General features: G+C 32.9%; 20 protein-coding genes. 18 read left to right on the top strand and 2 right to left on the bottom strand.

What is annotated here, in order from left to right:
- The first annotated feature begins 34 nt into the window (after window positions 1-34).
- The 6 genes from ABD730_RS09130 (at window position 35) to ABD730_RS09155 (ending at window position 6,462) form a co-directional block, all read left to right on the top strand.
- Window positions 35-1,150, top strand: a complete 1,116-nt coding sequence (locus ABD730_RS09130; RefSeq protein ID WP_334469084.1) for a serine hydrolase domain-containing protein — start codon at window positions 35-37, stop codon at window positions 1,148-1,150.
- 33 nt (window positions 1,151-1,183) lie between these two features.
- A complete protein-coding gene (locus ABD730_RS09135; RefSeq protein WP_344714085.1) occupies window positions 1,184-1,834 on the top strand; it encodes a hypothetical protein in 651 nt (216 codons plus the stop codon).
- A 35-nt stretch (window positions 1,835-1,869) separates the two neighbouring features.
- Window positions 1,870-2,997 carry a serine hydrolase domain-containing protein gene (locus tag ABD730_RS09140; protein ID WP_344714087.1) on the top strand — a complete coding sequence of 376 codons (1,128 nt, stop codon included), beginning with the start codon at window positions 1,870-1,872 and terminating at the stop codon, window positions 2,995-2,997.
- 153 nt (window positions 2,998-3,150) lie between these two features.
- Entirely contained in the window at window positions 3,151-4,020 is an 870-nt protein-coding gene (locus ABD730_RS09145; RefSeq protein ID WP_344714090.1) for an SDR family oxidoreductase, read from the top strand.
- Window positions 4,021-4,061: 41 nt separating this feature from the next.
- Complete coding sequence (locus ABD730_RS09150; protein ID WP_344714092.1) at window positions 4,062-5,162, top strand: type 1 glutamine amidotransferase domain-containing protein; 1,101 nt, start codon at window positions 4,062-4,064, stop codon at window positions 5,160-5,162.
- A gap of 37 nt (window positions 5,163-5,199) precedes the next feature.
- Window positions 5,200-6,462, top strand: a complete 1,263-nt coding sequence (locus tag ABD730_RS09155) for a S41 family peptidase (protein ID WP_334469095.1) — start codon at window positions 5,200-5,202, stop codon at window positions 6,460-6,462.
- A gap of 84 nt (window positions 6,463-6,546) precedes the next feature.
- Here the strand turns inward: ABD730_RS09155 and ABD730_RS09160 are convergent, their stop codons facing one another.
- Window positions 6,547-6,891: a winged helix-turn-helix transcriptional regulator gene (locus tag ABD730_RS09160; RefSeq protein WP_334469401.1), complete on the bottom strand. Its 345-nt coding sequence runs from the start codon at window positions 6,889-6,891 to the stop codon at window positions 6,547-6,549.
- A 254-nt stretch (window positions 6,892-7,145) separates the two neighbouring features.
- Here ABD730_RS09160 and ABD730_RS09165 point away from each other — a divergent pair, with 254 nt between their 5' ends.
- The 7 genes from ABD730_RS09165 to ABD730_RS09195 are packed head-to-tail and all read left to right on the top strand — an operon-like array spanning window position 7,146 to window position 12,664.
- Window positions 7,146-7,820: an NAD(P)H-dependent oxidoreductase gene (locus ABD730_RS09165; RefSeq protein ID WP_344714095.1), complete on the top strand. Its 675-nt coding sequence runs from the start codon at window positions 7,146-7,148 to the stop codon at window positions 7,818-7,820.
- Window positions 7,821-7,846: 26 nt separating this feature from the next.
- Window positions 7,847-8,854, top strand: coding sequence for a zinc-binding alcohol dehydrogenase family protein (locus ABD730_RS09170; protein ID WP_344714097.1), 1,008 nt, complete (start codon window positions 7,847-7,849; stop codon window positions 8,852-8,854).
- Window position 8,855: 1 nt separating this feature from the next.
- Window positions 8,856-9,329, top strand: a complete 474-nt coding sequence (locus ABD730_RS09175; RefSeq protein WP_344714099.1) for a cupin domain-containing protein — start codon at window positions 8,856-8,858, stop codon at window positions 9,327-9,329.
- Window position 9,330: 1 nt separating this feature from the next.
- Complete coding sequence (locus ABD730_RS09180; protein ID WP_344714101.1) at window positions 9,331-10,437, top strand: L-dopachrome tautomerase-related protein; 1,107 nt, start codon at window positions 9,331-9,333, stop codon at window positions 10,435-10,437.
- 54 nt (window positions 10,438-10,491) lie between these two features.
- The gene (locus tag ABD730_RS09185; protein ID WP_344714103.1) at window positions 10,492-10,869 is read left to right on the top strand and encodes a nuclear transport factor 2 family protein; all 378 of its coding nucleotides are present in this window, start codon (window positions 10,492-10,494) and stop codon (window positions 10,867-10,869) included.
- A gap of 8 nt (window positions 10,870-10,877) precedes the next feature.
- Entirely contained in the window at window positions 10,878-11,855 is a 978-nt protein-coding gene (locus ABD730_RS09190; protein WP_344714105.1) for an LLM class oxidoreductase, read from the top strand.
- Window positions 11,852-12,664, top strand: coding sequence for an SDR family NAD(P)-dependent oxidoreductase (locus ABD730_RS09195; RefSeq protein ID WP_344714107.1), 813 nt, complete (start codon window positions 11,852-11,854; stop codon window positions 12,662-12,664). Before ABD730_RS09190 ends, ABD730_RS09195 begins: the two co-directional genes overlap by 4 nt.
- Window positions 12,665-12,781: 117 nt before the next feature.
- Here the strand turns inward: ABD730_RS09195 and ABD730_RS09200 are convergent, their stop codons facing one another.
- Window positions 12,782-13,219 carry a TlpA family protein disulfide reductase gene (locus ABD730_RS09200; RefSeq protein ID WP_344714109.1) on the bottom strand — a complete coding sequence of 146 codons (438 nt, stop codon included), beginning with the start codon at window positions 13,217-13,219 and terminating at the stop codon, window positions 12,782-12,784.
- A 337-nt stretch (window positions 13,220-13,556) separates the two neighbouring features.
- On the opposite strand from ABD730_RS09200, the gene lexA reads away from it, so the two are divergent.
- From lexA to ABD730_RS09225, 5 genes are read left to right on the top strand one after another with little or no spacing between them, the layout of a single operon-like run.
- Window positions 13,557-14,180 carry a transcriptional repressor LexA gene (lexA, locus tag ABD730_RS09205; protein ID WP_344714111.1) on the top strand — a complete coding sequence of 208 codons (624 nt, stop codon included), beginning with the start codon at window positions 13,557-13,559 and terminating at the stop codon, window positions 14,178-14,180.
- Between the two features lie 2 nt (window positions 14,181-14,182).
- Entirely contained in the window at window positions 14,183-15,214 is a 1,032-nt protein-coding gene (locus ABD730_RS09210; protein WP_344714113.1) for a nucleotidyltransferase domain-containing protein, read from the top strand.
- A 3-nt stretch (window positions 15,215-15,217) separates the two neighbouring features.
- Window positions 15,218-16,924: a ThiF family adenylyltransferase gene (locus ABD730_RS09215; RefSeq protein ID WP_344714115.1), complete on the top strand. Its 1,707-nt coding sequence runs from the start codon at window positions 15,218-15,220 to the stop codon at window positions 16,922-16,924.
- Complete coding sequence (locus tag ABD730_RS09220) at window positions 16,909-17,394, top strand: Mov34/MPN/PAD-1 family protein (protein ID WP_344714117.1); 486 nt, start codon at window positions 16,909-16,911, stop codon at window positions 17,392-17,394. The genes ABD730_RS09215 and ABD730_RS09220 overlap by 16 nt, the downstream gene beginning before the upstream one ends.
- Before the next feature lies 1 nt (window position 17,395).
- Window positions 17,396-18,526, top strand: coding sequence for an SAVED domain-containing protein (locus ABD730_RS09225; RefSeq protein ID WP_344714119.1), 1,131 nt, complete (start codon window positions 17,396-17,398; stop codon window positions 18,524-18,526).
- The last annotated feature ends 209 nt before the right edge of the window (window positions 18,527-18,735 follow it).

Raw genomic sequence — 18,735 nt, forward strand, 5'->3', positions numbered from 1 at the left:
AACATATTTTAAATCAATCAAAAAACGAACAATTATGACATCATTTCATCAAACCTCCAAAAAGGTCAAAATAATTACAGTTCATCGTCTTATGATCTTCTGTACATTATGTATGATCACCTTAATATCAGCATGCTCTAAAGATGATGACGACAATTCACCTTCTACAAGTTATACGACAGCTGAAAATTTATTAACCGCTATCGACTTTCAAGGTTATGCCATTATAACTAAAGACGGAAATAACCTCGTACGTCAAGGTTATGGCTATGCAAATGAGAACACAGCAATGCCACAAAGTTATAACTTAGCCTACCGCATCGGTTCAGTAAGCAAAACAATAACTGCAGCGGCTATCGTACAGTTAAAACGCGATGGGTTAATTACAAGTTTCAATCAAACCTTAGACGAATTTGACGACGCATTTCCAAACGGTGATCAAATTTCTATCAGCCAATTATTATCCCATCAGTCTGGCATTCCAGATTATCAGTTTGTAGTTGAAGACGCTTACGAACAAGGAGAAACCTTAGATGAAGAAGACATTTACGAGGTTATTATCGAAATGATTTCAGAAAACGGTCTCAATTTCACACCCGGTTCTAGTAAACAATATAGCAATTCCAACTTTCTTATCGCAGCATTATTGATTGAAGAATTATCTCAAATGACTTACCACGACTACATTCAGCAAAACATATTAACTCCTTTAGAAATGACAGGGACCCATAGAGGCAATAATAGTATCAATACTGAAACACATGCCGAAGGATATAACAATGGTAGCAGTAATAGCACCTATCCTATGGCGATTGCATTTGGGGTTGGTGACTTCAGTAGTACACCAAACGATATGGAAACTTGGACCAATGCTGTTAAAACCAATTGGTTTACCGATGAAGAAAAAGCCGAAATATTGGCTGAAGACGTCCCAAGTGGTTATGTAGATTTTGGTTTAGGTTGGTTCACTACACAAGAAGGTAATACCACCTTATACTGGCACGGCGGAGACATAAATGGTTATTGGAGCATGATTGGCTTTATACCAAAATACAATGCTACAATCGTACTATTAAGTAACCAGCAAGATGATTCAGGTACACAACGCAGTACCATTATACAACAGCTATTAACCAATGAATTCAATTAAAAACATTAATAACAACAATTAAAACAATTACCCATGAAACAGTTATCAACGATAGTTATACTCTTCACACTATTAACAAATGCTGTTTTTGCACAAAGTCAGCAAGAACAACTAAAAGATCAAACACCAAATCACAAATACAGAGTCAGTTTTCCCGCCATAATTCTAGGTAATATTGGCAAAGGTGGAGAAAGAACAAACACAAAACATATCGAATTACACGTAAAACGCCAATTAGACGCTAAAAATATTATTGGGATAAAATTAGCCACCTGGCGCTTATTTCAACCTATGGGCATTCAATGGTGGGACGGACTATTAGATAAAATAGATTCTGAAAGTGAGTTCTATCCTGGCTACCTAAAAGAAACCGGAATAGGGGTGTCGTATCAACGCATGTTATGGAAAGGGCTATTTGCGTCTGTAGAAGTGTTGCCACAATACAAAACCTATGTAGATTTGGATAATAAAGAAGTAGCCAATGGCTTTAAATTATATACCTCTTATCATATTGGTTATCATTTGGCTTTTGGTAAAAAGAAACAATTCTTTATTGAGCCTCAATTTCATTGTCAAAATTGGATGATTGATACCAATACTCCTGATGAATTTAAACAACTAGATAACAAATGGAAATCTCATTTTTTATTTGAACCCAACCTCTATATTGGCATTAAATTTTAAATCAATAAGTAATTTAAATAAAGTAGTTTAACATTATGAAAAGCATTATTTTAACAATACTACTTGTGATTGGATGTCTCGGTTTTAGTCAACAAACTACAGATGAGGGTATACAGAAGCTATTTACTGCCGCATTAGAAACAGAACATGTTAAAAGTGGCATACTGCACGTGTATTCTCAATCTCGAGGAATTGATATACAACTAGCCAAAAGTAAAGAAGATAGTATTTATAACAACAGCACATTTTACACCGCTAGTGTTACCAAGATGTTTACAGCAACAGCTATCGGAATTTTAAAGGATGATAACAAACTGAGGTTTGAAGACAAAATTGCTCAGTATTTACCTGAATCCTTACTGAATAATATTCATGTTTTAGATAGTGTCGACTATTCAAAAGACCTTACCATTGCGCACCTGTTGCAACATACTACAGGTTTGCCAGATTATTTTACCGACCACACTACAGATAGGAGTCCTAATATTATTAATCAGTTATTATTAAACCCTCATAAATCATGGTCTGCAGAGGAAATGATTGCGTTTACTAAACAAAAAATGACACCACATTTTAGTCCTGGTGCTGGCTATCATTATACAGATACAGAATATGTGCTCTTAGCATTGATAATAGAAAACATAAGTGGTTTAACGTTCCATCAGTTCTTGCTACAGCATATTTTTCAGCCGTTACAAATGAATAACTCTTATATCAACTTAAAATCTGCGCCTATAGAAAATACATTTTCAATGACTGAGTTTTATGCAGGAGATATAAAGTTATCATCGCTTAAAAGCTTAAGCGCTGATTGGGGTGGTGGCGGATTAGTTTCAACAACTAAAGACTTAATCACATTTCTTAAAGCTTTTAATACTAATCAAATTGTAACCAAAGCAACCCGTTTAGCTATGCAAAGTTGGACACACGAAACAAAAGGTATGACCTACGGATTTGGAATAAGAAAGATCTCAATTAAAGATTTAATGGATACGAACTCAGACGTACAACTGATTGGACATTCAGGAAGCACTGCGGCTTTTCTATGGTATTGCCCACAGTTAGATACCTACATATCTGGTACTTTAAATCAATTAGAAGCTTCCAAAAGCGCATTAATATTAGTTTACGATGTACTCCAAATCATAGAAAATAAAAATTAGTATGATCTTAATTTTCATATTAAGCATGTTACACTAAAGTACCATCTAAATGCACTTTTTTAAGTGTCTGTTTAGTAAGAGATTTATGTTGTCAAAAACTCACCATTCGTACGGTAGTACTTCCTCAAATTATAATTTAAAAATAGAAGCATAATGAATATAACAAATACTCAAACCGTTTTACTTGCTGGAGCAACAGGTTATTTAGGTGGCTATATCGCTAAAGCTTTAGTAGAAGGTAAGTATAATGCAAAACTTATAGCAAGATCAGTCCAAAAGCTACAAGCATTAGAACAACAAACGGTCAAAATTATAAAAGCAGAAGTGACACAACCCGAAACTTTAAAAGGCATTTGTGAAGGGGTCACTACTGTCATTTCTACGGTTGGCATTACAAGACAAAAAGAAGATTTAACTTATATGGATGTCGATTATCAGGCCAACCTTAACTTACTCAACGAAGCGAAAAAAGCGGGGGTGAAAAAGTTTATTTACATCTCAGCAATTAATGGACATAAATATAGACATCTTAAAATATTTGAAGCTAAAGAAAAGTTTGTCGATGCTGTAAAAAACTCAGGATTAGATTATACCATTATTAGACCAAATGGCTTTTTTTCTGATATGAAAGACTTTTTAGACATGGCAAAACGAGGTAAAATATATCTTTTTGGCAATGGTGAGCAAAAGTTTAACCCCATTCATGGAGAGGATTTGGCAATTGTGTGCTTGCAAGCTATTAATGCAAAAAATACAGAAATCGTAGTTGGTGGCCCGGATATTTTAACATTAAATGAAATAGGAGAGATGGCTTTAGATGCTTGGCAAAAACCAATAAAAATAATGCACTTACCAGATTGGATAAGGCGATTTGCTATATCGAGCTTACGCACCTTTGCGTCGTCTAAGGTGTATGGCCCCATAGAGTTTTTTTTAACCTTAATGGCAGAAGATAACATTGCACCAAGATTTGGCACCAAACGTTTGCATACGTTTTTTAAAGATGAAGTTTCATCGTTATGATAATAACCTAAAACCATATAAAACAAATTAATACACTTCACATGTTTAAAAAGTATAAAATTTTAAAATGGCTTTTAACAGGTCTAGGCTTCATCATCGTATTTATAATCGCATTAGGCTTCTATATCGCAAGCCTTTTGCCTCAAGAAAGCACCAACATTAGCAATAGTAATGCCAGTGACATCGCCTATATTAATGACGCCATGCCATCGTATCGTGGAAAAATATTAGCAGTAGTTACCAGTACGGACACTATGGGTTTAAGTGGAAAAGCGACAGGCTTCGAGCTTACCGAATTAGCGCGAGCCTACTACGTCTTTAAAGCTAATGGTTTTGATGTCGATGTGGCAAGCCCTTTGGGAGGAAAGCCTCCTATGGTTCTAGATGATGACGATATGGGAGTATTTGATTATGCCTTTTTAAATGATAGTATACCTCGTCGTAAACTTAAGCATACAATTGCATTGCAAAAGGTTAAATCCGAAAGATATGAAGCGGTCTATTTTGTGGGCGGTAAAGGAGCCATGTTCGATTTTCCAAATAACAAACACATACAGACTTTAATACAAGACTTTCATAAATCTAATAAAGTAATTGGAGCAGTCTGCCACGGACCAGCGGCATTGGTTAATATAACCTTAGATAATGGAGAATCCTTTTTAAAAAACAAACAAGTCAGTGGATTTACCAATAAAGAAGAGCTATTGCTAATTCCTGATGCAAAATCTATTTTCCCATTCTTGTTGCAAGACAAATTAACAGAACAAGGAGCCCAATTTAATGAAGGTATTACCTATTTAGAAAAAATAAGTCATGATAATAATTTAATCACAGGTCAAAACCCATGGTCGGTTTGGGCATTAGCTGAAGCTATGGTAAAACAAATAGGCTATACACCTAAAGCACGTACCATAACAGCTGAGGAAAATGCAGTTAAAATTCTGTATACTTATGAAACGCAAGGAATTAATAAGGCTAAGGCCTTAATTAAAGAACGTATTCAAAAGAAACAAAACATCTCTAGAAGCTTATTTATAGATCACAGTGCCATCGCTGTACTTACAGGTAAATTGAATAAGTTTTATGATATGTTACGTTTGGCAGCTTATACAAAAGAAATCGAAGAACATCATACGGCTTAGGTACTTATATGTAAGTTAATGAAAATGATAAACTAAAATGAAACACATAATTGTTTCCATAATATACAGCCTTGTTTTTGGATGTTTTTGTAATGCTCAAAATAGAAAGGAATGGATAGAAGATATTACGTATTATCAAAAGACATTAGAAGAAAAGCATATTAACCTGTATCATACAATTTCAAAAAATGAATTGAATTCTGAAATTGAAAACTTGAAGCATAAATTATCTAGCTTAAATGATTTTCAAATTATAGTTGAACTCATGCGAATTACGCAAAAAGTAGGTGGAGGAAAAGGCGATGGACATACTTCAGTGCCGTTATGGAATAGGGAGCTTACAAGATATCCAATAGAGCTTTTTAATTATGATGGAGACATCAGAGTGATTAGTATTCCTAAAGCGCACCAACAGTTTCTTGGTAAAAAACTAAAAAGTATTAATGGTATACCTGTTGAAGATATTTATAAAAAAGTCTTAAAACTAACACCATTTACCGAAAATAAGTATTCAGCAATGGATAGAACTTGTAGTTATATGCTTGTTTCTGAAATATTAAAAGCATTAAATATCATAACAAACTCAGAACAAACAGCATTTACATTTACAGATGCGCAAGGTATAGATAAGTCCATCAAATTAAAATCATACAATAAAGATGCATTGGCTAGTATTAGCTATGAAAAATTAAAATATACACACCCCAATATTACTCCGCCTCAAGATGCAAAGAATAAAAACCTTTGGTTTTCTTCATTAAACGATTCCAAAACTATTTATATTAACTTTAAAGCATATCCTCCAGAAGATGAAATGAATAATTTCTCAAAACAAATTTATCAATTCATCGAAGAAAACAAATCAGAACATCTCATCATAGATTTACGAGATAATTATGGTGGTGACTTTTTTAAAGGATTAATTCTTTCTAGCTATTTAAACACTTGCGACTCTATTAATTGGAATGCTAATGTTTATGTACTAATCAATAGAAAAACATATTCTGCGGCAATGGTAAATGCCATGCAATTTAAACAAATCTTAAATGCCAAACTTGTAGGCGAAACTACAGGTGCAAACCCTAATGGATATCAAGATTTAGGACAATTTAGCCTTCCAAATTCTAAATTATTAATAACATATTCTAAGCGTCTCTTTCGTTTTCAAGAGACAAAAAGCAATGGGGTTCAACCAGATATAGCCATTTCTTCAAAATGGACGAATCAAAAAAATAGCATAGATGCAGTTTTAAATTGGGTGTTAAAAGACATTTCTAATGTGGATGTTACAAAAGATTAAGATCAGCATTATTGTAAAGCGTCTTCATTGCATACCATTTGTGTATATAGTAAAAATGTTATAGTTAAAAATAACAACCAACGCTTACGCTACAAGACCTCCTTGTTCTTCAACAACAGACACTCCCCAATCTGCAATAGATTGAATAACCGGAATGAGTGTTTTTCCCAAATCGGTTAACGAATATTCTACTTTTAAAGGCGGCTTAGAAGTATATACCTTTCGTTTTACAATGCCATCTTCCTCTAAAGTCTTTAATTGTAAACTTAAGGTGCGCTCTGTAACAGTAGGCATTTCTTTTCGTAACTCATTATACCGAAGTGTACCACCTATTAAATGGTATAAAATAACAGTCTTCCATTTACCCCCAATAATGCCCATGGTTAAACTTGCGCAACAAGGGTAGTCTTTTCCTTTATAGTGATACATCATACAATTAAAAAATTACAGTATTCATAGTTTATGTAAGTGCAAAGATATAATACTATATTAAATTACACAACTATACTTTTTATAGTAATTTATTTAATATATATAGTACTGAACTACAAGTGGTTATAAAATAATTTTTATACTATCCTTTTTGACCGTTATTGTGAGAAACTAAAACTATATATACTTTTGTAACTATACTTTTGATAGTATCAATTATAAAATAATAAATCAGATAATAATATATAATTATGAATACACCAAACATTGCAAAAGAAGACATCTTAAACGCCTTTAATTTTAGACATGCGACTAAAGAATTTGACGCGACTAAAAAAGTATCAGATGAAGACATAAAATTCATCCTAGAAACAGCACATTTATCACCAAGTTCATTTGGTTTTGAACCTTGGCATTTTATTGTAGTTCAAGACAAAGAATTACGTGAGTTATTAAAACCTGTGGCTTGGGGAGCGCCTTTAAAATTAGATACAGCAAGTCATTTTGTGTTGGGTTTAAGTATGAAAGCACCTATGGTTAAGCATGATGCCGACTATATTATGCACATGATGAAGGACGTAAAACAGTTACCAGAGGATGTTATTGAAATGTATTCTAAATTCTACAGAGAGTTTCAAGAGCGTGATTTCGATTTAGATACCGACAAAAAATTATTCGATTGGTCGTCTAAACAAACCTACATTGCTTTAGGAAACATGATGACCGCTGCAGCATTAACAGGAATTGATTCTTGTCCAATTGAAGGTTTCCATCAAGAAAAAGCAGAAGCATTATTAAAAGAGAAATTTGGAGTAGATACAGATAAATACGGTTTGTCATTTATGGCTGCTTTTGGATACAGAAAAGCAGATCCAGAATTCGGAAAATCAAGACGAAACTTTGAAGATATCGTAACATTTAAGTAAGCAATTCCATCTAAAAAAAACAAAACATGAAAGCCATAGGATATAAAGAGAATCTTCCAATAGAAGATGTTAACTCATTACAAGACATAGAATTAAACACACCAAAAGCAACAGGTAGAGATCTATTAGTAGCTATAAAAGCAATTTCTGTAAACCCTGCAGATTACAAAGTCCGCGCAGGTATGCCGGTAGAAGGTGACGATTGGAAAGTTATTGGTTGGGATGCAACCGGAATAGTAAAAGAAGTAGGAGAGGACGTCTCTTTATTTAAAGTTGGTGACGAAGTGTGGTATGCTGGAGATTTTACACGTCAAGGCAGTTATGCTGAATACCAAATAGTAGATGAACGTATTGTAGGCAAAAAACCTTCAAGTTTATCTTATGCTGAAGCTGCGGCCTTACCCTTAACTTCACTTACAGCGTACGAACTGTTGTTTGATAGATTGCAAGTCGCAACCGATGATGCTAGTAAATCCATTTTAGTCATTGGTGCTGCTGGAGGTGTAGGTTCTATTTTAGTGCAATTGGCTAAAAAGCTAACAAAACTGAACATTATTGGTACGGCTTCTCGCGAAGAAACCACAGCATGGTTAAAAGATTTAGGAGCAGATGCTGTTATAAATCACAGACATAAATTAAGCGAAGAGTTTGAGAAACACAACCTTCCTGCGCCAGATTATGTAGTGAGTTTAAACGGAACGGAGCAACACGCAGATGAGATCGTTAAACTAATTAAACCTCAAGGTAAATTCGGATTTATTGACGATCCAAAAACGTTTAATATTATGCCGTTTAAATTAAAATCGGTTTCAACACATTGGGAATTTATGTTCACACGATCTATGTTTCAAACTGAAGATATGATAGAGCAACACAACATTTTAAACAAAGTGGCTGAATTAATTGATAACGGAACCATCAAAACCACCTTAGGTGAAAATTTCGGAGTTATTAATGCAGAAAACCTACGTAAAGCACATGCATTCCTAGAAACAGGAAAAGCAAAAGGAAAAATAGTATTAGAAGGATTTTAATATGAAATATAAATCAATCATAGCTGCAGTAGCAGTAACAGCAATGTTTGTTGATAATACTGCAAATGCGCAAGTCACCACCAAAGATTCTATTGCCACGTCAAAAGTGCAACATTTCAATTTTGACGACATGGCATCCGAAACGATAGGAAAAGGCATCCAACGTAAATGGTTTCATGGCGAAAAAGGCCAAATGACCATTTTTAATTTAGAAAAAGGCGCACATATTCCATGGCACCAACATCCAAACGAGCAGATTACATACATCATGTCTGGAAAAGTAAAAATCAAAACCATTATTGATGGGAAAGAAACGTTTGTAGAAGTTGGAGCAGGCGAAGTCATTGTATTTCCAGAAAATGTACCGCATGAGTTTTGGGCTTTAGAAGACACCGTAGACTTAGATGTTCACGTGCCTGTACGTGAAGATTGGTTAAGTAAAGAATTACCAGAATATTTAAAAAAGAGCAAGTAATATGAAAACTATTAGCGTTTTATTAATTGTAATCACATCAGTGATATCATTAAAAGCACAAAACACTGTAACCGAAACCGAAGTTTTTGCAACTACAGAGCAAGCCGTTGGTAATATTACCTTTACTGATACTGGCGATTTAGTGTACAGTCATCATCCTTTTTTCTCACCAGAAAATAGAGTGATGATTATGGATGCTAAAACCAAAGAAAGCAAACCATTTCCTAACAAAGCGTGGAATACACCACGAACTACAGACGATAATTATCTAAGTAATGTGTTAGGAATAAGAAACGATGAAAACGGTGTAGTTTGGATGTTAGACATGGCACAACGCAATAATGTAATCCCTAAAATAGTAGGTTGGAATACTACAACCAATCAGCTAGAACGTATCTATTATTTACCAGAATCATCAGTGCCTAAACATGCGCAACCTAACGATATGGTGGTCGATACCAAAAACGGTTATTTTATAATCGCAGATGAAGGTATCGGAAATGGAGGCGATGGCACCAAGGCAGCCTTTATTATTGTAGACATGAAAACAGGTAAAACACGTCGACTATTAGAAGGTACACGCACCACCTTACCAGAAAACACACCAACAGTAATTAACGGTAAACATTTAGCGGTTAACGGTACCGATTTATTAGTCGGAAACGATGGCATTACTGCCGATGCCAATTTCGAATACATCTATTATGGTCCCTTAAACGGCACTAAAATCTACAGAATTAAAACCTTAGATTTAGTAAATGAAGCCTTGACCGAAACAGAATTAGATAGCAAAATTGAAACCTATTCCGAAAAACCAAACAATGGTGGCATGAGTATTGACAAAGACGGAAACATTTACCTAACCGCTTTAGAAACCAACAGCGTCGCAGTAGTCTTAGCTAAAGATAAAAGTGTAAAAACCATGGTTAAAGACCCGAATATGGTGTGGCCAGACGGCGTAAGTTATAATCATATAGATGGGTATATGTATGTATCTGCAGCGCAAGTCAACAAAGGTGCTGTCTTTAATAACGGTAAAGACAGCTCTACAAAACCATTTTACATTTTCAGATTTAAACCAATAGTAAAAGGTGTATCTTTTAGATAAATAAGCGATGACCTTTAGGGAACTGAGGTCTTCAATAATAAAAAAGCAAACCTTATGAATTTAGAACAAAACAAGCAAAATGCCATTGCCTTTTATAAAATGGCTTACGAAGGGAATCCTAAAAAAGCCATAGCACTTTATGTTGGTGACACCTATATTCAGCATAACCCAGCAGTTGCTAATGGGACACAAGGATTCATTGATTATTTTGAACGTATGCAATCAGAATTCCCTAATAAGTCCATAAACTTTGTACGTAGCATTGCCCAAGGAGATTTAGTCTCCCTACACACACATCAAATTTGGCCTGATGATGACCAATATATCACCATGGATTTTTTCAGATTTGATGAGAACGGAAAAATAGTTGAACATTGGGACGCTATCCAACAGATTCCTAAAACAGCAGCGAATGAAAATACGATGTATTAAATTTTAAAATGAAACCATTCGAAAACATAAACAAAGCCTACAATAGCGTTTTTAAACCAAACGAACTAAGCATTGGAATCGTAGTACCTATCGAAAAATATGCAGATAGTGCCATTCCAACCATGCAAGACCATTTACAACGTGTAAAACAGGTAGAAGCGCTAGGATTTAAATCAATTTGGCTTAGAGATATTCCGTTTAATGTACCTAGTTTTGGAGATGCCGGACAAACCTTCGATCCCTTTACATATTTAGGCTTTCTTGCGGGGCAGACTTCAGAAATTGCTTTAGGTATTTCTAGTATTGCCTTGCCCTTGCATCATCCTTTAAACGTTGTAAAAGCAGCAACGACTTTAGACCAATTATCTGGCGGACGATTATTACTAGGTGTAGCTTCAGGCGATCGTTATGACGAATATCCAGCTATGGGAATCGCATATGGAAACAGAGGCGAATTATTCAGAGAGGCATTCAACTATATAAGAAAAGCACAAGATGATTTCCCCATTTTTGAAACGAAAAACTACGGAAGCTTACAAGGCCACATAGACATGCTACCAAAACCAACAGCACACAAAATTCCGTTATTAATGACGGGAAGCAGCAGACAATCCTTAGAATGGAATGCAGAACATGCTGATGGTTGGATGAACTACCCCAGAGATCTATACACTCAAAAGAACACAATCAGACAGTATAGAGCATTAGTGGCTGCCTCGCAAGATTTCGATAAACCCTTTATGCAACCTATGTATATCGATTTGCACAAGAATGATAATTTTAAACCAGAACCTATCCATTTAGGATTCAGATTAGGGGCCAATTATTTAGTTGATTATATCGAAAAATTAAGAAGCTATGGAGTCAACCATTTAGCATTAAACTTAAGATACAATGCCATGAATATGGATGCGACTTTAGAACGCATTGCTAAACAGGTGTTACCCGAATTTCATTCCAATAAAAAAGAACATACAACATCATGAGTAAAACAATATTAATCACAGGAAGTACAGACGGCATAGGAAAACTAACCGCTCTAAAATTAGCCACACAAGGACATACCATTTATACACATGGTAGAAGTGAAGCAAAAGTAGCTGCAGTAGTATCAGAAATAAAAACAGCAACAAACAATCAAAACATTTATGGTTTGGTGGCCGATTTTTCAGATTTAGAAGCCGTTTCAAATTTAGCAAAACAAATAAAAAACGACATTCCTAAAATAGATATCCTCATCAATAATGCAGGAATTTTCAAAACAAAAGAAACGCTTAACAACAACGGATTAGACATCAGGATGGTGGTAAATTATCTAGCACCTTATGTATTAACCAATGCTATACTTCCAAACATAAAGCAATCCGAAGCATCACGAATTATCAATTTAAGTTCTGCGGCACAAGCTCCAGTTTCTGAAGCTGTTTTAATAGGGAAGGAGCAAGACTCGGAAAACAGCACCTATGCACAAAGTAAGTTGGCGTTAACGATGTGGACTTTCCATTTAGCAAAACAAGAACCGAACATTACAGTTATTGCTGTAAATCCAGGATCTCTATTAAATACCAAAATGGCTAATGAAGCCTATGGACAACATTGGTCTCCAGCAGAAAAAGGCGTGGATATTTTGGTAGATTTAGCCTTATCTGAAGATTATAAAAACGATTCAGGTAAATATTTTGACAATGATAAGGGCGATCCAAAAGGGTATTTTTCACCAGCACATGCCGATGCTTACAGTAACGAAAAAATTAAAAATTTATTAGCACTAACAGATAGCCTAATAGGAAAGTAAACATATTACAGCAAAAAACTTTTACAAGTATCAGACCAAAAGGTTTAGATAAATTAAATTGTTTCAATAAAGAGGACTAATAGCTTAAAGTCGGGTATTACATAATCCAATTCAATATCATTTTTCCACAAGACTTTCTAAAGCATAAAACAAACGGTTTTTAGCATTTCCTTGAGAACCAAAAATAGAACGAAACAGCACACCATCCTCAGAAAGTAAAACCCATTGTGGCGTCCCTTCAGATTGAAATTGATCAAATACGTGATGATTCTTATCTATATAAATAGGAAACGGAATGTCACCACTAGTAAAAATACTTTTGATATTAGCTTTGGTACCTATTCTACCCGGAAAATCCGCATGAATCCCTACAACTTGTATGATAGGAAAGGCCTGTTGAAGCTCATAAGCCAAGGGAATAGCGCGACCTGTGCAACCTAAACAATCATTATTATAAATAATTAGCAACAGAATCTTGTGTTTATAGACTTGCATCAAATCTACAGGAACACCATCTAAATCAACGACGTTTATGGAGGTAATAGGGTTGGTCATGGTACAACGTATAGGGAATAGTGAAGATAATCGTTTTCTAAAGACCGACAAACATTACAGACTAATAGCGTCATTTTTCTGAAAGATGTTATGATAAACCTCTCGACTACACATGTAAAATTACTCTGATTATTGAGATATTCCAACTTGTTTTCAATGACGTCAGTTTGAGTGTCTCGATTGTTTTGTCGGGATGTATCGAGAACCTGATAAACCAATAGGGAATCATTACTAAAAATCATTCTAAATTTACAAAAGAGTTTTTTTTTGTTAATAACTAGTTGGTAACTATGTGTTTAAAAATTATTATTGATGTATACTAAATGTATCTTTGTGTATGTTTAAAAATCTATCAGATAAAGAACTTGAGGCCATAAAGCATATTAGGAATTTCCTTATACACCAAGGTAGAACACCTAGCGTTCGTGAACTAATGAATTGCCTTAATTATAAATCACCTCGTTCTGCGTCAGTTATTTTTAATATGCTTGAAGAAAAAGCGATTTTAAAAAAGAAAACTGATGGTAGCTTTCAAATGGCTGATTTTGAAATACCAGAAGATTATGGTTCAAGAGCACAAACTGTAAAAATACCATTATTAGGAAGTGTAGCTTGTGGAATGCCAATTTTTGCAGATGAGAATATTGAAGCAGAAGTATCCATTTCAATAGAAATGATAAAAAATGGATATAAATATTTCTTATTAAGAGCTGAAGGCGATTCAATGAATGAAGCTGGAATTAATAATGGAGATTTACTATTAATAAGGCAACAACAAGATGCTGAAAATGGAGAGAGAGTTCTTGCTTTGATTGATGATGAAGCTACAGTTAAAGAATATAATAAAAATAATGGAATGGTTATTCTAAAACCAAAATCAACCAATAAAATACATCAACCAATAATACTTACGGATAATTTTAGAATTCAGGGTGTTATTGAGAATGTAATAAAAATATAATTATGGCAAATAATATTCAAGAAGCATTTATTGAATTTCATTCAAAAATAAAATTAAATTTTGAGGATAATCAGGAACTTGTTAATAAACGAGATATGATTATTGGTGAAATAAGAGCTTACCTAAGAAAGAAGGCTGAAAATGAAGGTGTTAGAATTAGTTTTACACATGAAAACCAAGGTAGTTACTCAATGAGTACGGGTATTGAGCCCTTATCTGGAGAAGATTATGATATAGATATTATGCTGCTTTTTAATATCGAAAAAGAAGAATATACTGCTAAAGAAGTAAAACAATGGGTTTATAATGCTTTAAATAAGTATCCACGTGCAGTCTCAATAAAAAAGCCTTGTGTGCGAGTGCAATATCATCAATCTGGAGAAACACTTTACCATGTTGATTTAGCAGTATATTCTAATGGCAATAATGATGATAACAAATATTTATCTAAAAAACCCAAATATGCAAGTGATGATGAAGTATGGGAAGATGCAGAACCAAAAAAACTTAAGAAACTTGTAAATGAAAAATTTTCTGTAACTGACGAAAGGCATCAGTTTAAAAGGTCTATTCGTTATTTAAAAAGATGGAAAGATTTCAAATTTAAGTATACTGAAGGTGGAAGACCTACAGGAATAAGTATTACTGCATTAGCTTTAAATGGTTTTTTACCTAAACTAGATTATAATGGGTTTACTAATACTTATAAATCAAATGATATAGAGGCTCTTAAAAATTTTGTTGGTTATATTTTAAACCAGTTTACTTGGGCAAATGACATTGAAGTAAAGTTACCTGTTAAACCTTACAATAATCTTTTTGAAAAAATGACGGATATTCAAAAAGAAAATTTCAAAACAAAATTAACTGATTTAAAAGATAAGTTGAATGAGGCAGATAACGAGACTGATCCTAATAAGGCAAGCAAAATTTTAATAAAGACTTTTGGTAAGGATTTTCCTGAAATAACTAAAAAAGAATCTGCTCAAGTTCGAACTGCACCTGCAATTGTTAGTTCTCCAGACCAAGCATAGAGGTTGGATTCTATAGAATTATTAAATATCGTCAAATACCTAAAGGGTTTTAGTTTTTTGAAGGAACTTAAAACAAATGAATTTCCATCAAAAAAATGGAATCTTGATTTTGGCTTTAGTGGAAATGTTGAAATCAATGGCTCTATGACAGCATTAATTATAGCGTTCAACAAGCATTATCCGTATAAAAAACCAATTTATTTTATTGAAAATTACGATTCGTTAGGCTTTATACCACATGTGGAAAGTGATGGCTATATATGTTATACGGAAGATAATATTATACTTAACCCTGAATTACCAAAAGAAATTTTAGAAAGCACATTACTTAAAGTAATAGATACACTAGAAAATGGGTTAAATAAAAAAAATGATAAGGATTTTATTGAGGAATTTGAAGATTATTGGTCAAGAAACCAAAATAAGCTTTCAACAAAAATAGTTTCTTCTTTTAGACCAACTAATAAAGTACAAATAATAAGAAAAGCTAAAATTGGCGGAAAAATTGTAATTGGCGTTGATGATAATGCAATTAGAGAAAATACTAGAAAATTTCATATAGCGAAGAACTTAAATGTTCTATATAGAGACTGCATATATATTCCATTAGAAAAACCTTTATTACCTCCTAATTATTCTGAATTTTGGGATTCGAAAGAGTTTAAACACAAAATATATAATAATATTAGTGTTGAAAATCGAAAAATATTAGATGATTTACTTAACAAATATGATAATGTAAAAAAAGAAGAATTAATAGTTATTTCTCAACCAAAAGGTAATGGTTCTTCGATTTTTGGAGTAGTTTATAAAAGGTTAAAAGAAGTTAGTCATCCTTTGACTTTTGATGATTTGAGTTTTGTAATAAGCCCTCTTGAGGTTATAAGAATTGAAAAAGAAATTATACAACCAAGAGGAGGTGGAGATACCACCTTAAACGAAAAGAAAATTTTACTAATTGGTTGTGGCTCTGTTGGAAGTATTTTGGCTCCAGAACTAATAAAATTTGGAATAGATAATATTACAATAGTTGATAACGATTTTATTTCTAGAGATAATATTTATAGACACCAATTGGGACTTAATTTTTTAAGTAAAAACAAGGCTAATGCTATGTCTAAATTCCTTGAAGAAAACTACCCTTTTACTAAAATTGCCCCTTTAAATAATTCTATAGAAAATTTAATTTCAAATAGCATTATCGACTTGCAAGATTATGATTTGATAATAAGTGCAACAGGAAGTCCAAATACAAACTTTTACATAAATAAATATCTTATTAAAAACAAAATTAAGACACCAATAATCTATTGCTGGAATGAGCCATATGGAATTGGTGGACACTGTTTATTAGTTCAGAATAGAAGTGGTTGTTATAATTGTCTTTATGATGAAAATTTAGCCAATAAAGGTTCTTTTTGTTTACCAGGTCAACATTTTTCTAAAAAAATTGCTGGATGTACCAGTTCATTTGTTCCCTTTAGCTCCCTAGACAGTCATAAAACGGCTGTTTTAACTTTAGGTATAATCAAGAATTTCTTTAATGGTAATATAACTAACAATCCTTATTTGTCTTGGAAAGGAGATAATCAAGAATTTGTTAATGCTGGCTTTAATACATCAAGTAGATTCGAATTATCTGAAAATGAATTATTTGATACACGTTATGACTATATTGATAATACATGTTCTATATGCAAAATAAAATAGGTGACATGGTATTCTCCATATCCAATGATAGAAAGCTTAAAATAGATGGAAAACCAATTGAGAACATGTTGAGTTATGCACAAGATACAATTGAAAAAGATGAAGCTGGAGGAGTAATTTTAGGTAGATTCATTAAGGACTCGAACAACATAGTTATTGATGTAAATACAGAGCCTATGAAAGGCGACATTAGAACTCGAAGAAGGTTTAAAAGAGGAAAAAAAAGGCATCAAGAGATAATAGATGAAATCTGGGTGGAATCTGAAGGGACTTGTAATTATATTGGAGAATGGCATACACATCCTGAAGAAAATCCAACTCCATCAAAAACTGATATAAATAGTTGGAAAAAAATTTTGAAGAATGATGTTTTTACAAGCAAACATTTATATTTTATAATAGTTGGAACAAAATCAATTGGAGTTTGGGAAGGAAATGCAAGAACATTAGAAATTAAAAAAATCGATTAATATGAGTGAAAGAAAAAGCATACCTGAACATATCAAAGTTAAGATTTGGTCTGATTCAGCCGGAAGATGTCAATTTGATGGTTGCAATAAGCCTTTGTGGTATAATGGTTTAACTTTTGCAGATGGTAATTTTGCTGAACTAGCTCATATTATTGGAGCTAAGAGTGATGGTCCTAGAGGAAATGAGGATTCTTTAAAGTTACAGATTGAACCTTCAAACATTATGCTATTATGTAGGGAATGTCACAAATTGGTTGATGACAAATTAAATAAGACAAAATATAGCTCTGATGTATTAATTTCAATGAAAAAAAAGCATGAAGAAAGAGTTAGTTTTTTATTAGGTGTCCCAAGAAATCAAACAACAGTTATAACATATAGTTGTAAAATAAAAGATCGTTTTATAACTTTAGATACTGAAAGTATTTATAATGCAATCTTACCTAATTATCCGGATAATCATCATGATTATTGGTTAACTATTAATAACAAAGTTTTTAATCCTTTGTATGACTGGAAGTCTGCAACTGTAGAAATTGATGACTTATGTAATAAAATAGAGAGTAAAAATATTAATAGTACACTTTACAAATTATCAATTTTTGGAATTGGCCCAATGCCATTACTATTTTATTTAGGTTATAAATTGGGAGATACAATAAGTGGTGAAGTTTATCATGCTAGAAGAGAAAATATACCCGAAGAAAGATTTAATTGGAATGAAGAAATAATTTCTGAAAATTTGAATTTCTCTATTGATTTGATTAAAAAATCAAGTTCAAAAAAGGTTCTAATAGCTTTAGCTATTAGTGATTATATAGAAAAAGATAAATATGAATCCATAATAGATGAATCTTTTAGTGTTTATAATCTTTCTATTGATAAACCAAATCCTTCATGCATTACAAGAAAATCAGATTTAGTTTCTTTTGGCTATAAATTTAGAGAAGTATTAAATTTGGTACAGAAAAATCATGGAAAAGATTGTGAAATTCATTTAATTCTAGCTGTTCCTGCTAGTATTGCTATTTCAGCTGGTAGAATTATTTTGCCTACAAAAGACCCTGAAATTAATCTTTATGAATATCTAAATGGTAATCCTGAAAATGTAATAACAATTAATAATAAATAAACCTCAAAATATACCTCATTTAAAAGGGTTTTAATTATAAACTAATCTAATAACTCTTATTAGATTAGTTTAATTGAGATACGCTTACTCCTTCAACCTAAAAGTAAAATTATATAAGGTATGATTAGTCGTGCCTTGTTCTAATACATTATTAGCATAAGTGTAGGTTGTTTTTTTTATTATTGCTAGCGTATGTATACACATAGCTG

Origin of the sequence: Winogradskyella damuponensis, from assembly GCF_039538385.1 — a bacterium.
In the GTDB taxonomy this organism is placed as follows: Bacteria; Bacteroidota; Bacteroidia; order Flavobacteriales; family Flavobacteriaceae; genus Winogradskyella; species Winogradskyella damuponensis.

Excerpts from the sequence above, each read along its gene's own strand:
- ABD730_RS09130 (WP_334469084.1), top strand. The coding sequence starts at position 35 with ATGACATCATTTCATCAAACCTCCAAAAAGGTCAAAATAATTACAGTT.
- ABD730_RS09135 (WP_344714085.1), top strand. The coding sequence starts at position 1,184 with ATGAAACAGTTATCAACGATAGTTATACTCTTCACACTATTAACAAAT.
- ABD730_RS09140 (WP_344714087.1), top strand. The coding sequence starts at position 1,870 with ATGAAAAGCATTATTTTAACAATACTACTTGTGATTGGATGTCTCGGT.
- ABD730_RS09145 (WP_344714090.1), top strand. The coding sequence starts at position 3,151 with ATGAATATAACAAATACTCAAACCGTTTTACTTGCTGGAGCAACAGGT.
- ABD730_RS09150 (WP_344714092.1), top strand. The coding sequence starts at position 4,062 with ATGTTTAAAAAGTATAAAATTTTAAAATGGCTTTTAACAGGTCTAGGC.
- ABD730_RS09155 (WP_334469095.1), top strand. The coding sequence starts at position 5,200 with ATGAAACACATAATTGTTTCCATAATATACAGCCTTGTTTTTGGATGT.
- ABD730_RS09160 (WP_334469401.1), bottom strand. The coding sequence starts at position 6,891 with ATGTATCACTATAAAGGAAAAGACTACCCTTGTTGCGCAAGTTTAACC.
- ABD730_RS09165 (WP_344714095.1), top strand. The coding sequence starts at position 7,146 with ATGAATACACCAAACATTGCAAAAGAAGACATCTTAAACGCCTTTAAT.
- ABD730_RS09170 (WP_344714097.1), top strand. The coding sequence starts at position 7,847 with ATGAAAGCCATAGGATATAAAGAGAATCTTCCAATAGAAGATGTTAAC.
- ABD730_RS09175 (WP_344714099.1), top strand. The coding sequence starts at position 8,856 with ATGAAATATAAATCAATCATAGCTGCAGTAGCAGTAACAGCAATGTTT.
- ABD730_RS09180 (WP_344714101.1), top strand. The coding sequence starts at position 9,331 with ATGAAAACTATTAGCGTTTTATTAATTGTAATCACATCAGTGATATCA.
- ABD730_RS09185 (WP_344714103.1), top strand. The coding sequence starts at position 10,492 with ATGAATTTAGAACAAAACAAGCAAAATGCCATTGCCTTTTATAAAATG.
- ABD730_RS09190 (WP_344714105.1), top strand. The coding sequence starts at position 10,878 with ATGAAACCATTCGAAAACATAAACAAAGCCTACAATAGCGTTTTTAAA.
- ABD730_RS09195 (WP_344714107.1), top strand. The coding sequence starts at position 11,852 with ATGAGTAAAACAATATTAATCACAGGAAGTACAGACGGCATAGGAAAA.
- ABD730_RS09200 (WP_344714109.1), bottom strand. The coding sequence starts at position 13,219 with ATGACCAACCCTATTACCTCCATAAACGTCGTTGATTTAGATGGTGTT.
- lexA (WP_344714111.1), top strand. The coding sequence starts at position 13,557 with ATGTTTAAAAATCTATCAGATAAAGAACTTGAGGCCATAAAGCATATT.
- ABD730_RS09210 (WP_344714113.1), top strand. The coding sequence starts at position 14,183 with ATGGCAAATAATATTCAAGAAGCATTTATTGAATTTCATTCAAAAATA.
- ABD730_RS09220 (WP_344714117.1), top strand. The coding sequence starts at position 16,909 with ATGCAAAATAAAATAGGTGACATGGTATTCTCCATATCCAATGATAGA.
- ABD730_RS09225 (WP_344714119.1), top strand. The coding sequence starts at position 17,396 with ATGAGTGAAAGAAAAAGCATACCTGAACATATCAAAGTTAAGATTTGG.